The 14294-nt window shown below is 67.4% G+C and carries 14 protein-coding genes; 6 read left to right on the top strand and 8 right to left on the bottom strand.

What is annotated here, in order from left to right; translation table 11 throughout:
• On the top strand, positions 1-1053 hold a 1053-nt coding region (locus tag AB4Z32_RS17425), incomplete at its 5' end, for a PepSY-associated TM helix domain-containing protein (RefSeq protein ID WP_442123117.1).
• Positions 1054-1068: 15 nt separating this feature from the next.
• Here the strand turns inward: AB4Z32_RS17425 and AB4Z32_RS17420 are convergent.
• The 4 genes from AB4Z32_RS17420 to AB4Z32_RS17405 form a co-directional block, all read right to left on the bottom strand.
• Positions 1069-3753, bottom strand: coding sequence for a PAS domain-containing protein (locus AB4Z32_RS17420; RefSeq protein ID WP_442123116.1), 2685 nt, complete (start codon positions 3751-3753; stop codon positions 1069-1071).
• A 169-nt stretch (positions 3754-3922) separates the two neighbouring features.
• Positions 3923-4441, bottom strand: a complete 519-nt coding sequence (locus AB4Z32_RS17415; protein WP_442123115.1) for a M48 metallopeptidase family protein — start codon at positions 4439-4441, stop codon at positions 3923-3925.
• Positions 4442-4624: 183 nt separating this feature from the next.
• Complete coding sequence (locus tag AB4Z32_RS17410; RefSeq protein WP_442123114.1) at positions 4625-4957, bottom strand: KGG domain-containing protein; 333 nt, start codon at positions 4955-4957, stop codon at positions 4625-4627.
• A 118-nt stretch (positions 4958-5075) separates the two neighbouring features.
• Complete coding sequence (locus tag AB4Z32_RS17405) at positions 5076-6098, bottom strand: NADP-dependent oxidoreductase (RefSeq protein ID WP_442123113.1); 1023 nt, start codon at positions 6096-6098, stop codon at positions 5076-5078.
• A 132-nt stretch (positions 6099-6230) separates the two neighbouring features.
• On the opposite strand from AB4Z32_RS17405, the gene purU reads away from it, so the two are divergent.
• The 3 genes from purU to AB4Z32_RS17390 are packed head-to-tail and all read left to right on the top strand — an operon-like array spanning position 6231 to position 8139.
• Positions 6231-7100, top strand: coding sequence for a formyltetrahydrofolate deformylase (gene purU, locus AB4Z32_RS17400; RefSeq protein WP_442123112.1), 870 nt, complete (start codon positions 6231-6233; stop codon positions 7098-7100).
• A 25-nt stretch (positions 7101-7125) separates the two neighbouring features.
• Positions 7126-7674 carry a YaeQ family protein gene (locus AB4Z32_RS17395; RefSeq protein ID WP_442123111.1) on the top strand — a complete coding sequence of 183 codons (549 nt, stop codon included), beginning with the start codon at positions 7126-7128 and terminating at the stop codon, positions 7672-7674.
• 15 nt (positions 7675-7689) lie between these two features.
• Positions 7690-8139, top strand: a complete 450-nt coding sequence (locus tag AB4Z32_RS17390; RefSeq protein ID WP_442123110.1) for a copper chaperone PCu(A)C — start codon at positions 7690-7692, stop codon at positions 8137-8139.
• 34 nt (positions 8140-8173) lie between these two features.
• Here AB4Z32_RS17390 and AB4Z32_RS17385 read toward each other — a convergent pair whose 3' ends face one another.
• From AB4Z32_RS17385 to AB4Z32_RS17375, 3 genes are all read right to left on the bottom strand, one after another.
• Entirely contained in the window at positions 8174-8953 is a 780-nt protein-coding gene (locus AB4Z32_RS17385) for a head GIN domain-containing protein (RefSeq protein WP_442123109.1), read from the bottom strand.
• Positions 8954-9100: 147 nt separating this feature from the next.
• Positions 9101-10396, bottom strand: coding sequence for a UbiA family prenyltransferase (locus AB4Z32_RS17380; protein WP_442123108.1), 1296 nt, complete (start codon positions 10394-10396; stop codon positions 9101-9103).
• Positions 10393-11343: a hypothetical protein gene (locus AB4Z32_RS17375; RefSeq protein WP_442123107.1), complete on the bottom strand. Its 951-nt coding sequence runs from the start codon at positions 11341-11343 to the stop codon at positions 10393-10395. The genes AB4Z32_RS17380 and AB4Z32_RS17375 overlap by 4 nt, the downstream gene beginning before the upstream one ends.
• Before the next feature lie 123 nt (positions 11344-11466).
• Between AB4Z32_RS17375 and AB4Z32_RS17370 the strand changes: the two genes are divergently transcribed.
• Both AB4Z32_RS17370 and AB4Z32_RS17365 read left to right on the top strand, forming a co-directional pair.
• Positions 11467-11940, top strand: a complete 474-nt coding sequence (locus AB4Z32_RS17370) for a DMT family transporter (protein ID WP_442123106.1) — start codon at positions 11467-11469, stop codon at positions 11938-11940.
• 112 nt (positions 11941-12052) lie between these two features.
• The gene (locus tag AB4Z32_RS17365) at positions 12053-13174 is read left to right on the top strand and encodes a type IV pilus twitching motility protein PilT (RefSeq protein ID WP_442123105.1); all 1122 of its coding nucleotides are present in this window, start codon (positions 12053-12055) and stop codon (positions 13172-13174) included.
• Positions 13175-13268: 94 nt separating this feature from the next.
• On the opposite strand, the gene AB4Z32_RS17360 is transcribed toward AB4Z32_RS17365, so the two are convergent.
• A complete protein-coding gene (locus tag AB4Z32_RS17360; protein ID WP_442123104.1) occupies positions 13269-14114 on the bottom strand; it encodes a PEP-CTERM sorting domain-containing protein in 846 nt (281 codons plus the stop codon).
• Positions 14115-14294 lie beyond the last annotated feature (180 nt).

The raw sequence follows: 14294 nt of genomic DNA, 5'->3' as shown, positions 1-14294 counted from the left end.
GGCCACGGCCAGCCGGCCGGAGCGGCAGCGGCGGCAGCGGCAGCCGCTCCGGCGCCGGCGGGCGCGCGGCCGGGGCGGAGGGGGGGACAAAGCAGCGACCGCGTCACCGTGTTCGTCGACCCCTACCGTGCCACGGTGCTCGGCAGCCAGCGCGACCAGGACCGCTTCAGTGAATGGGCGCGGGGCCTGCATTCGCGCCTGCTGCAGGGCGAGTCGCTGCGCTGGATGATCGAACTGGCGGCCAGCTGGATGCTGGTGATGCTGCTGACCGGCGTGGTCCTGTGGTGGCCGCGACCCGGCCAGCCGGGCCTGCCGCGTGCCTCGGCGCGCGGGCGCGCCGGCTGGCGCCAGTGGCATGCCTTCCTCGGCACCCTGCTGAGCGTGCTGAGCCTGGCGATGGTCCTGACCGGCCTCACCTGGAGCAAATACGCCGGCGACAACGTGCGGACCCTGCGCGACTGGGCCGGACAGGCCGGGCCGCGGGTGCCGGAGCGCCTGCATTCGATGCCCCAGGACCGGCCGCAGATGAATTTCCAGCAGGCCTGGGACCGTAGCCGCGCCCTGGTGCCGGGCGTGACGCCGTCCTTGATGCCGCCGCGCGGCCCGCATGGGGTCTGGCGCGTGGCCTCGGCCGACAGGCGCCATCCGGCCAGCCGTTTCGACCTGGTGCTGAACGGCTATGACGGCCAGGCGCTGTACTACGCGGGCTGGGACCGGCAGACGGCCTTCGGCAAGGCCACCACGGTCGGCATCCCCTTCCACCGCGGCGAGCTGGGCATCTGGAACCAGGTGCTGCTGTGCGTGTTCGCGGCCGGGGTGCTGTTCTCGCTGGTGTCGGGCTGGGCGATGTTCTTCAAGCGGCGCCGCGCCGGCCTGGCCGGCCTGCCGGCACTGCTGCCGGGCGCCTGGCGCTCGGCGTCCCCTGCCGCCGTCGCGCTCGCGATCGGCCTGTGCGCGCTGATGCCGCTGCTGGCCCTGAGCGCGGCCGGGCTGGCGGCACTGGAAGCGGCGCTGGCCTGGCGCCGCCGGCGGGAAGGACTGGCCGCCGCCTGAGCCGTCCGAGCCGCTTCAGGCGTGGGCCGGGACCTGGCTGTGGCCGAGGCGCAGCATCGCATAGGTGCCGCGCCCGGCTTCCTTGGCGGTATACAGGGCGCGGTCGGCGGCGTCGAGCAGGCGGCTCGGCGACAGCTCCGGCTGTTCCGCCAGCGCCGCCCCGATCGAGGTGCCGACCTGCAGGATCAGCGTGCCCACTTCGAAGGGGGCGCGCATCGCCGTGAGGATCTTGCGGGCCACCAGTTCGACGTCGGCCTCGCCGGCCACCTCGTTCAGCAGCACCGTGAATTCGTCGCCGGCCAGGCGCGAGACCAGGTCGGAGCTGCGCACTGCGCCGCCCAGGCGGCGCGCGAACTCCACCAGCACGGCGTCGCCGACGGCATGGCCATAGCGGTCGTTGATCTGCTTGAAGTGGTCGACGTCCAGGTAGAGCAGGGCGGTGCCGCGGCCCGGCCGGGGCGCGCGCTCCGCATCCTGCAGGGCGGCCTGGAAGCGGCGCCGGTTCGGCAGGCCGGTCAGGGTGTCGGTATGGGCCAGCGCGTGCAGGCTGCGCTCGTGCATGCGCGAGGCGGTGGCGTCCGTGGTCAGCACGTAGACGCCGGTCACGGCACCGTCGCGCAGCTGCGGCAGGAAGGTCGTGTGGGCGATCCGCATCTGCTTCTTGCGCACGATCTCGTGCTCGCACTGCGAGGCCTGGCCGCGCCAGGCCTGTTCCAGCGCCGCCGCCTGGGGCGCGAGGTAGTCGGCGCCGAAGGCTTCTTCCATGGTCTTGCCGAGGATCTCGCCGGCGGGCTTGCCCAGCCAGGACTGGTGCACGGCGTTGGCGAACACGTAGCGGCGCTCGCTGTCGAGGTGGGCGATCAGCACCGGCACGTTGTCGGTGATGGTGCGCAGCCTCTCCTCGCTCTCGGCCAGGCGCAGCTCGCTGGTCTTGCGCTCGGTGATGTCGAAGGCCATCGCGTAGAAGCCGTCCGGCTGCCCGCCCGCGGTACGCTGGGGGACCAGGCAGCACTGGAAATGCTGGGCCCGGGCGTCGCTGCCGGACACGAATTCGAAGAAAACCCGCTCGCCGGCCGCCACCCGTTCGATCCAGGGGACCAGTCGCGCGTAGTCCTCGGGACGGTAGGCGCTGGACACGTGGCGCCCGAGCAGCTCGTCGGCGCGCTTGCCGTACATCTTGAGCGCGTAATCGTTCAGGAAGACGAACTCGCCGGCCGCGTTCAGCTTGCCGATCATGGCCGGCAGGTTCTCGGTGATGGCGCGCAGGCGGCGCTCGTTGGTTTCGAGCTGCGCGCGCGAGGCATTCGCTTCGGTGACGTCCTTCATCACCACCACCGCGCCCAGCGGACGGCCGGAGGCGCTGCGCAGCGGCCGGCCGCTGACCAGCACGGTGTGCGGCGGACCGTCCGTGCGCGCGATGACGACGGCCTCGTCGCGCACCGTCTCGCCGGTCAGGGCGCGCGCCAGCGGCACCTCGTCCATCGCCAGCGGGGTGCGGCCGTCGGCATGGCACAGCGCGTAGTGTTGCGCCCACTCGGCCGGCGCGATGGCCTTCATGTCGCGTCCGAGGATGCCGCGCGCCGCGCGGTTGAACAACGCCAGGTTGCCGACCGCGTCGCACAGCACCACGCCGACGTCGATCGATTCCAGCACGGCGTCCACCAGTTCCTGCTTTTCCTCAAGCTGCTGGCGGGTGCGGATGCGTTCCGAGATGTCGTTGATGAAGGCGCCGACGCAGCGCTTGCCCTTCCACTCGTAGCTGCTGATGGTCATCTCGATCATGATCTGGCGGCCGCTCGCGGTCAGCGCCGGCAGTTCGAGCTTACGGTCCAGCATGGCGGCTTCGCCGGTGGCGTGCCAGCGCCGCATGCCGGCGTCGTGCAGTGCGCGCAGCGGGGGCGGCACCAGCAGCTCGGACAGGCTGCGGCCGAGGGCCTCGGCGCGGGGCCAGCCGAAGATCCGTTCGGCCGAGGCATTCCATTCGATGACGCGGCCTTCGGCATCGGCCCCGACGAAGCCGCTCCAGGAGGCGGCGACGATGGTGCGGTTCCAGTCCTCGCTGTGCTGCAGCGAAACCTCGACCGCCTTGCGGTGGGCGATCTCCTGCGACAGTTCGGCCAGCTTGCCTTCGAGTTCGGCGGTGCGCTCGGCCACCCGCTGCTCGAGCTGGGTGTTCAGCGCCTTCTGGGCCTGCTCGGCCATCAGGCGGGCGGTGACGGTCTTCACATGGTTCAGCTCGGCCTCGGCCAGCTCGGCGAGGTCGCGCAAGGCCTGGCGCTGCTCTTCCGTAAACACGCGCGGCGCCGAGTCGGCAATGCACAGGGTGCCGACCGGCTGGCCGTTGCTATGCAGGGGCTGGCTGGCGTAGAAGCGGATGTGCGGCGCCCCGGTCACCATGGGATTGGCGGCGAAGCGCGGATCGGCGGCTGCATCTTCGATCACCAGCATCTCGTCCAGGGTCACCGTATGGCTGCAGAAGGCGACCGCGCGCGGCGTCTCGGAGGCCTCGATGCCGCAGCGCGCCTTGAACCACTGGCGGGTGCCGTCGACCAGCGAGATCGCCGCTGCCGGGACCCCGAAGGTCATTGCGGCCAGTCGCGTGAAACGGTCGAAACGCTGCTCCGCCGGCGTGTCGAGGACATGCAGCGAATCGAGTGCGTTGAGTCGGTCTTGTTCGGAAGAAGTGATCGGGTGGGGCATGGCCGCTCCAGGAATCCGGATGGACAACGGCGGGGTAGGGGCCGGGACGTCATCGGCGCCGGGGACGGGGGCAACCGATGAGCACATCCTATCATGCGTTCCGCATGGAAACTATTTCCGCGTAGATACTCATGGCGGAGTGTTGCGCGCCAGCCTTGACCTTTCGGCATTACCCCCACAGCCGCTCGCCGCCCAGCTCCAGCTGGGTCAGGTAGAGGCGCAGGTCGAATTCGAACTGGTGGTAATCCGGTTCCATCCAGCAGCACAGCTTGTAGAAGGCCTTGTCGTGCTGCTTTTCCTTCAGGTGGGCCAGTTCGTGCACGACGATCATGCGCAGGAACTCGGGCGGCGCATCGCGGAACACGCTGCCGATGCGGATCTCGTGCTTGGCTTTCAGCTTGCTGCCCTGGACGCGGGAGATGGCGGTGTGCAGGCCGAGGGCTTGCTGGACGATGCCGATCTTGCTGTCGAAGCCGACCTTGGCGACCGGTTCGGCGTTGCGCAGGTATTCATCCTTCAGGTCCTGCACATAGCCGTAGAGGGCCTTGTCGGTGCGTACCGCGTGGGCTTGCGGATAGCGACGCAACAGGTGCTCGCCCAGGCGGCCCTCGGCCAGCAGGCGGTGGACCTGGTCGAGCAGGTGGGCGGGATAGGCCTTGAGGTATTTAAGGGTATTCGGGTCGGACATGGGCTACGCACTCTAGCACAGGATGAGACAGCCGGAGTGCTCAGCCGCTTGGCGTGATCGTTGAAGAATGGGGCCGGTGAAGATCAACCGGTAAAGGGAGTCGCCGCGCCCGATGCCGGCGGCGCGACGGATGCAATCATTCCCTGGTCAGGTAAGGAGCCTGGCGATGCCGCTTTCCTTATCTTATTCCGCCTTGCCGCCCTGGCGGTTGCCTCCCTTGGCGGCGGCCGCGGCGCGGTTGGCCGATTGCCGGCTTTCTCCGCCCTTGCGGCCGATGTCGGCCATGTGGGCGCGGTTGCGGCTGACCACTTCCCCGCCTTTCTGACCTGCGCGGCGCGCTTCCTCCGAGTCGAACTCGTGCGCCGTTCCCTTCTGGTGGGCGGCCTGGCCGCCCTTGCTGGCGATTTGGCGCTGCTGGTTCTGGTCCATCGCAGCGAAACCGCGCTTGGCAGGCTGGCTTTTCTGCTCGTTGCCGCCCGAGCTCGCGCTCTTGCCGCCGTCCTTGCTTGTCGCCATATCGATCTCCTTGTGCCTGTCGGTGAACAATCAAACCCGAGCGTCACGGATGCGCTCGTGCGTTTAGAGAGGCGGGGGAGGCAATAGTTCCGGCCGATGGCGACGGCAATGGCGCGTTTCAGGCGTCGGCGATCTTCAGCACCAGTTTTCCGAAGTTCTTCCCTTCGAACAGCATCAAGAGCGCGGCCGGGAAGTTCTCGAGGCCGTCGACCACGTGCTCGCGGTGCTTGACGCTGCCCTCCCGCAGCCATTGGGCCAGGCAGGCCACACCTTCAGGATAGCGCGGGGAGAAATCGAACACCACCATGCCCTCCATGCGCGCGCGGTTCACCAGCAGCGACAGGTAATTCGCCGGGCCGCGCACGGGCGTGGTGTTGTTGTACTGCGAGATCGCGCCGCAGATCACGATCCGCGCCTTCAGGTTGATGCGGGTAAGGACGGCGTCCAGGATCTCGCCGCCGACGTTGTCGAAATAGACGTCCACGCCGTCCGGGCAATGCTGCTTCAGGCCCGGGCCGATCGGCCCCTCCTTGTAGTCGATGCAGGCGTCGAAGCCGAGTTCCTCGACCACGAAGCGGCATTTGTCGGCGCCGCCGGCGATGCCCACCACGCGGCAGCCCAGGTGTTTCGCGATCTGCCCGACCGTGGCCCCGACCGCGCCGGCGGCGGCCGATACCAGCACCGTCTCGCCGGCTTTCGGCTGGCCGATGTCGAGCAGGCCGAAGTAGGCGGTCATGCCCGGCATGCCGAGCACGTTCAGCCAGGCCGGCAGCGGCGCCAGGCCGGGGTCGATCTTCGCCAGGCCGCCCTGGTCGTCGGCTTGGCCGGTCCAGAAGCGCTGCACGCCGAAGGGGCCGCTGACGTGGTCGCCCGCTTTGAAGCGCGGCGAACGCGATTCCGTCACCACGCCCACCGCGCCGGCGCGCATCACCTCGCCGATCGCCACCGGGCGGATATACGACTTCCCTTCGTTCATCCAGCCGCGCATGGCCGGATCGAGCGACAGGTACAGCACCTTCACGCGCACCTGGCCGTCTTCCAGCGGCGCCAGGGCTTCTTCGGTGAGCTGCCAGTTCTCCGCGGTCGGCATGCCGACGGGGCGGGAGGCCAGGCGGAATTGCTGGTTGGTTTGGGTGGACATGGGGGTCTCCTTGTTTGACATGTTGGCTTGTCAACTATAGCGGAACGAGGTGCGAATGTCGCGTACATGCTCATCCTGCAACTCATGCGACAATGCTCCGACCGTCCTCATCCTCCACGACCTTCCAAGACCATGAAGCACCCCGAATTCATCCTGACCCTGTCCTGCCTGGACCAGCGCGGCATCGTCCTGCGCGTGTCCGGCTTCCTGGCCGAGCACGGCTGCAACATCATCGATTCCGACCAGTTCGGCGACCCGGAATCGAAGCTGTTCTTCATGCGCATCCACTTCGCGCTGGAAGATCCGAACGTCGCGGAGGCCACCCTGCGCGCCGGCTTCGACGCCCTGTGCGCCCACCTGAATGCTGCCGGCCAGCTGCACGACGCCGCGCGCAAGCCGCGCGTGCTGATCATGGTCTCGAAGATCGGCCACTGCCTGAACGACCTGCTGTTCCGCTACCGCAGCGGGCTGCTGCCGGTGGAGATTCCGGCCATCGTCTCGAACCACATGGACTTCTACCAGCTCGCGGCCAGTTACAATATCCCCTTTCACCACTTGCCGCTCGAGGCCGGCGCCAGCGAAGCCGACAAGCTGGCGCAGGAAAGCCGCATCATCGAGCTGCTGGACCGGCACCAGATCGACCTGGTCGTGCTGGCGCGCTACATGCAGATCCTGTCGCCGGGACTGTGCGAAGCCTTGAAGGGGAGGGCGATCAATATTCACCACTCCTTCCTGCCCAGCTTCAAGGGCGCGCGCCCGTATGCCCAGGCGCACCGGCGCGGCGTCAAGCTGATCGGCGCGACGGCCCACTTCGTCACGGGCGACCTGGACGAAGGGCCGATCATCGAGCAGGACGTCGAGCGGGTCGACCACGCGATGAGCGTCGAGGCCCTGACGGCGATCGGGCGCGACGTCGAAAGCGTGGTGCTGGCGCGCGCGGTCAAGTGGTTCGTGGAACACCGCATCCTGCTGAACGGCGACAAGACCGTCGTGTTCAGCTGATTACACTGAAAGACAGAAGAACCAGATGGCCCTGAAAGCAACGATCTACAAGGCAGACCTGAGCATCGCGGACATGGACCGCAATTACTACCAGGAGCATGCGCTCACCATTGCGCGCCATCCGTCCGAGACCGACGAGCGGGTGATGATCCGCCTGCTCGCCTTCGCCCTGCACGCCGACGAGGCGCTTACCTTCGGCAAGGACCTGTTCGACGTCGAGGAGCCGGCCCTGTGGCTGAAGGACCTGACCGGCGCGATCCAGACCTGGATCGAGGTCGGCCAGCCGGACGAACGCCGCATGATGAAGGCCAGCGGCCGCGCCGAGCACGTGGTCGTGTACAGCTTCAGCGCCGTCAGCCACATCTGGTTCAAGCAGGTGGCGAAACAGATCGACCGCGCCCGCAACATTACCATCGTCAACATCGCGGCCGAGACCGCCGCAGCGCTGGAGCGCATGTGCAAGCGCAATATGCAGCTGCAGTGCACGATCCAGGACGGCCAGGTATGGCTGACCGACGGCCTTGAGACCGTGCAGGTCGAACGCGATACACTGCTTTCAGAACGCAATTATTGATCGAACAGGCGGAATATGAACCGACGTCTTCTCGCGCTGGCCCTGGCCAGCCTCGTCTCCCTGCCGGCGCTGGCCCAGGTCAGCGTCAGCGAACCGTGGATCCGCGCCACCGTGCCCCGGGCCAAGGTGGCCGGCGCCTTCATGCAGCTGAAGTCCGCGAAACCGGTGAAGCTGGTGGAAGTGAAGAGCCCGGTCGCCGGCCGGGTCGAGCTGCACCAGATGGCGATGGAAGGCCAGACCATGCGCATGCGCCAGGTCGAGTCCATCGACCTGCCTGCCGGTCAGGTGGTGAACCTGGCATCCGGCGGCTACCACCTGATGCTGTTCGACCTGAAGCAGCAGCTCAAGGAAGGCGAGCAGGTGCCGCTGACCCTGACCGTGGTCGACGCCGCCGGCAAGCGCGAGAACATCGCGCTGTCGGTACCGGTCAAGCCGCTGGCCTATACGGCGCCGCCAGCTCATTAATTCGTAGGTGGGCACGGCGTGCCCACCTACGCGATCAGCGAGGCGCCGGGCCGAGACGGCGCGCGCCGCCGGAGCCGACCACGGACTTGCTGACCTGCGGGTCGCCGTAGTAATTGACGTCGCCGGAACCGGCCACCGTCATGCTCAGGCTGTCGCGCACCCACAGGGTCGCGTCGCCCGAGCCGGCCACCGTCACGCTGGCCCTGTCGACGCGCACCCGCGTCATGTCGATGGTGCCGGAGCCGCCGATCGAGGCCGACAGGCTGCGCGCGCCGCCCTCGATCACCTTCAGGTCGCCGCTGCCGCCCAGGTTGACGTCGATCGATTCTCCCTCGGCCTTGCCGACCTTGATGCTGCCCGAGCCGCCGACGTCGAAACGCACCCGCTTGCCGGCGACACGGTCGGCATCGATATTGCCGGAGCCGGCCAGCGCCAGGCGGTCCAGCTCGCGCGCCTGCACCACGATCTTCAGGTTGCGGGTCTTGAGGTTGACCTTGCGCTTGCTGCGGATCTTCAGGGTGCCGTCCTCGACCACGGTTTCGATCAGCGGCAGCAGGTTCTCGTCGGTTTCGATGCTGAGGCCTTCGCTGTTGCCGGTGCGGATTTCCACATCGCCCGGCAAGGCCATCGCGAGGCCGTTGAAGTGGCCGATGTTGCGCGCCTGGCGCACGATCTTGCCGTTGCCCTGCACCTGTTCGCTGCGGCCGAAGCTCCATTCGGCCAGTGCCGGCACGCTCGCCGTGCCGGCCGCGAGGGCGAGGGCGCAGGCGGCCAGCAGGCGGCGGCGGTTCGGCGAAGTCGGGGTCTGGGTCATGTTTCCTCCTTGCTTATTGTTGTCGGTGATCGATGGGTGCATCTTAGACAAGCCCGCCAGGGAGCGCGGGCGCTTTGCGACGAACTGCACGGCCGGCGGGCCGGATTGCGGATAGGCGGAACAGGCGGCGCGAATGCAGGGGCCGCTTCATCGCGCCGCCGCCACCGCGCAGGCCAGGCATATGGCGAAGACGACGAGGCTGGCCCGGTCGGTGCTGACGTAGAGGACCGGATCCTCGTTGACCTTGCCGCGGTAGGCCAGGATCCACAGGCGCCCGAGCCACAGCACCAGCAGCGGCAGGATCGCCAGCAGCCAGGTGCGGTGCGGGTAGAGCGCAATCACGTTGCTCGAATTGAAGTAGAGCAGGACGATCAGGACCGACAGGAAGGCGCTGTTGATGCCCATGATGCCGACCGCCGCTTTGTCGGCGGTGGTATAGCCGCGTCCCCGCGTCTTTTCGCGCCCCGCGCGCTTCAGGTTGAACAGTTCGCTGTAGCGCTTCAGCAGCGCCAGGCTCAGGAAGAGGAAGAAGGAAAAGGCGATCAGCCAGAAGGAGGGCGCGATGCCGGTGGCGGCGCTGCCGCCCAGCACGCGCAGGCTGTACAGGATCGCCAGCGCGATGATGTCGACCATCATCAGGCGCTTCAGCCAGGTCGAGTAGGCCAGGGTGCTGACGAAATACAGGCCGGCGACGGCGGCCAGCACCGGGTGGAAGACAATCGCCAGGCCGAGGCCGGCCAGCGCCAGCACCAGGCTGGCGCACAGGGCCAGTGGGATGCCCAGGGCGCCGGATGCGATCGGGCGGGCGTGCTTGGTCGGGTGCAGGCGGTCGTCGTGGGCGTCCAGGCTGTCGTTCAGCAGGTAGGCACTGGAGGCGCACAGCGAGAAGGCGGCGAAGGCGACCGCCGATGCGGCCAGCGCCGGCAGGCCGAGTTCATGGCCGGCCAGCATGGGCACGAAGACCAGCAGGTTCTTCAGCCACTGGCGCGGACGCAGGGCGCGCAGCAGGGCGCGGGCGCTACCGCCGCGCCGGCCGGTGGCCGCGTGGGAGGCATCGACGATGTCGTAATCGTGAAGGCCGGCGCGCCTGCCCGGCGCTTCCGCCAGCACCAGGTCGAACAGGCCGAGGTGGGCCGCCACGCGGCGCGCGAAGGGCGGGCTGGCGCCGGCCGCGAGGACGATGCGGCGTCCGCAGGCGCGTTCGGCGGCCAGGTGCGCCAGCAGGGCGCGGTCGTAGGGCAGGGTGGCGGCATCGAGGGCGGCCGCGGCGTACAGGCGCCGCGCGAAGCGGGCGCGGTCGCGCAGCAACCAGAGCGGCAGCATCCAGATCCGGCGCAGGTCCTGTTTCAGGAAGGCCAGCAGGCATTCCCACAGCAGGCCGGAGCGGACCAGGGCGCCGTCCAGCATGACCAGCAGCGGGCGCGAGAGCGGCGGGCCCTTCACTGGGCGGGCGCCTGCGGTTCCGCCTGCGGGGTGCGCAGGTAGGAGGCCGCGAACGGGATCAGGAAGGGGTAGAGTCCCCACACGATGCGGCCCTCGACCCGCACGCACAGGGCCGCATACAGCGGCGGCAGGGCCATCAGGAACAGCAGGCTGCGCAGCGGCTTGAGCGGCGCCGGCGCCGGGCGCCAGCCGAACACCGCGAGCGGCACGATGGGCAGGCAGGCGCCGGCGATCGAGGCCAGCGAGCGGACGTCGCGCAGCGCGTGATTGACGGTCCACCAGCTCGGCGCCCAGGTATAGGCGGGTAGGCCGGGGATCAGCCAGAAGCGCACCGCCAGCAGCCAGGCGCCGGCCGCGGCCAGCGCCGCCAGGCCGCCGGCCAGCGGGATGCGGCGCATGGCGAGCAGCCAGACCAGCAGCAGTATGTTTTCTTCGCGCACCGCGGTGCCGAGCAGGCCGGCGAGGGCGGCCAGCCAGGGCTGGCCCGCCAGCACCGCCAGCACGAAGGCGCTGCGGGCGCAGATCGACCCCGGATCGACCAGCAGATACGGGGCGTACCAGAAGGTCGGCAGCGCCACCAGCATCAGGACCCCGGCGCCGGTCGCGCGCTTGCTGTCGAGGCCTGCACGCAGGGCCGCCGCGGTCATCAGGCAGGCGCTGGCGGCCATGAACAGCCAGTTCAGGCCGGCAAACGCCTGGCGCAGGTCGCCGGGCAGGGCGGCGGCGATGGCGGGCACCAGGGTCCGGTAGGGGAAGGGCGGGCGCAGCTGGGCGATGCCGATCTCGCCGCGGAAATAGCGGGCCGTGTCGAAGTAGGCCTGGGAATCCTCGATCGTCCCGCCCCAGCGCCACATCATCAGCGACAGCGCGAGCAGGGCGAACATCAGGAACAGGACCGGCCAGCGGATCGGCTGATCGGCCAGGCGCGCATTGCTGGGTGTCGTCATGGGGCACATTTTGAACGTAACGACGCGAAGTATATGCGCAGACATGTTGTCTGACTAGCCATACGGCTTCGCAAGCCCGTCCGGTTTCGCTACAATCCTGCGCTTTTTCGTCTGCATTTCCTCATGAATCTCCTGTTGCTCTTCATTGCTTTCGGTGCCGGCATCGCCGTGTCCTTCCAGGCTGCCATCAACAGCCAGATGGCGGCCGCGGTCGGCGCCAATTCGGTGGTCGCCGCCCTGGTGTCCTTCATGTGCGGCACGGCGGCGCTGGCGGTGGCGGCCTTCGTCCGCGGCGGCCTGCCGGATGCGCTGGCGGTCCTGCCGCAGCAGCCGCTGTGGAAGTTCTCCGGCGGCTTCCTCGGCGCCGCCTTCATCTTCTGCACCGTGTTGCTGGTGCCGCGCATCGGCCTGCTGAACCTGGTCGTGCTGGTGATCGCCGGCCAGCTGCTGACCTCGATGGCGATCGACCACTTCGGCCTGGTCAATGTCGCCATGCGCAAGGTGTCGGCGGTGCGCCTGGCCGGGGCGGTCGTCATGATCGTGGGCGTGGCCCTGGCCTTGTTCGGCGACCGCATGGTCCAGGCGCTGGACCGCTAAGTTGTTGTAAGTTTTTCACACGAAAAATTCTCTTTCCAAGTGGAACTTTCCGGCCGCTGCTGGTTTTATAATTAATGCATCGTTAGTTTCCACTTCAATCATCGATCGCCCGATGGAATACCACCAGTCCTCGCAGATTCCCACCCTGACGTATATCGAAAACGAAGATCATCCCGTCTTCGGCACCCTGGTCGAGCAGATCCTGCACCTGCTGAATTCGAAGCTGGTGTTTTCGGACATCATCATTCACCAGAACAGTCCGCTGATGCTGCGCCAGCCGAAAGGCCTGGTGGCGGTGACGGATTCGCCGATCACCAAGGAAGAGCTGGAAGAGTTCTTCGACGTCATCGAGCCGAACTGGGCCGACCGGATCCAGGAACGCGCCTTCGACCGCTCGATCGATTTGCACACGGCGCGTATCCGCGCCAACTGCTTCAGCTTCCAGGGCAAGAAACGCCTGGGCTGCGTGATCCGCCGCTTCCCGAAGGAGCCGCTGGCCCTCGATACCCTGGGCCTGCACCCGGACGAGCAGGAATTCGCGCGCCTGACCAGCGGCCTGGTGCTGATCATCGGCGATACCTGCCAGGGCAAGTCGACCACCATCGCGTCGATGCTGGACGAGATCAACAAGCAGCGATCGGGCCACATCATCACCATCGAAGACCCGGTCGAGACCCTGATTCCCCAGCGCAAGTGCATCATCACCCAGCGCGAAGTGGGCGAGGATGCCGACGTCGGCAGCTATTATCTGGGCGCGCTGGACGCACTGCGCGAGCGTCCGGACGTGATCGTGATCGGCGAGATCCGCGACGCCCAGACCGCCCAGGAAGCGCTGGCGCTGGCCGAATCGGGCCCGCTGGTGCTGGCCACCCTGCACGCGCGCTCGACCGAACTGGGCCTGCAGAAGATGCTGCGCCTGCTGGGCAATTCCGACGTCCAGGGCCAGGCCCTGGCGCACGCCCTGCGCGGCGTGCTGTGCCAGGCGCTGCTGCCGTCGAAACAGGGCAACCGCTACCACCTCGCCACCGAATGCCTGAGCATCAGTCCCCAAGTGGCCGCCATGATCGAGCAGGGCGACCTGGGCGCCATCCGTGCCCACATGAACGCCGGCCGCGAGCCGGGCTGCCACACCATGAACAGCGTGCTGGAAGGCTTGCTGGCCTCGCACAAGGTCGGCGTCGACGAGGCGCGCGCGGCGACCACCGACCGGATCGGCTTTGCGGAGATGGTGTAAGGACTGTTCTGCGATCGGCCATGAAAAAACCGGGCATTGCCCGGTTTTTTTATCGCTTGCCGGCGGCTGGCGGGGCCAGCCTGCCGGCAGGAAATCAGCCGCGGCGACGACGCAGTGCGGCGCCCATGCCGATCATGGCCAGGCCCATCAGCGACAGCGCGCCCGGTTCCGGCAGGRCGTATGCCTGGCCCGGATCGTCCACGCGGAAGCCCAGGATGTTGGTGCCGCCATTCCACTTGGAATTGTAGTTATAGCTGTTCTTGAAGCGCAGGTCGCGCAGGCCCAGGGTGTTGGCGAAGTAGTCCGAGTTTAGCTGCTCGCTCCACAGGCCTTTGGTCGACATGTCGACCGATGCATACGAATCGGCGATGCCGGTCTGGCCGTTGCTGCTCGGGACCACGCTGCCGACGATGGTGTTCGAGGCATTGCCGGTGTCCATGCCGGTGTCGAAATACAGGCGGGCCAGCAGGGTGCCGTCGGTGTAGCCGTTGGCGCAGGAGTAGCCGCAGCGGATGCCTGCAGCGGAAGAGGCCAGCGAGGTGGCGGTCATGCCAGGCACACTCAGGTCGCGCCAGTACAGGTCGAGGTAGCCGCCGGTGGCCGGGAACGGGTTGGTTGCCGATGGCGAACCGGCCTGGATGCCGTAGAACATGCCGGTGATCTGGCCGCCGCTCAGTTTGTTCACGAAGAAGGCGCCGTCGCCGCTCGGATCGATCGAGTCGTGCGGCGTGTTGACGTCGCCGGTTTCCATGGTCGAGACGACGAACACGCCCCAGTTGATTTCTTTGCCATCGGACCAGGTATGGGCACCGTTGATGGCGATCTGCTCCTGACCGGTGAATTTCAGGTAAATCGGGCCGGCTGGCAGAGGAGTTGCCGGCGCGGCGGTAGCGCCGGCGGTAACGAAGGCGGCTGCTAAGGAAAGGAGAATTTTTTTCATAGTATGGATAAGAAGTTGACGACGATTACCCCATCCCACATTAAGCAGCTTTCGTGCCAGCAATTAGTTGAGCTATTGTAAGTCCTTGTATTCATGGGGGGTTTTTTAGTTACGTTAGTAAACTCACATTGCCCTAAAAGCATTTAAATTATCGAGTGTAAAAAATCTCGACAAACCTGG

The sequence above is a fragment of the Massilia sp. 2TAF26 genome (assembly GCF_052115005.1).
Taxonomy (GTDB): domain Bacteria; phylum Pseudomonadota; class Gammaproteobacteria; order Burkholderiales; family Burkholderiaceae_D; genus Telluria.
The sequence above is the reverse complement of the archived record's forward strand: the minus strand, read 5'-3'. Positions and strand labels throughout refer to the sequence as shown.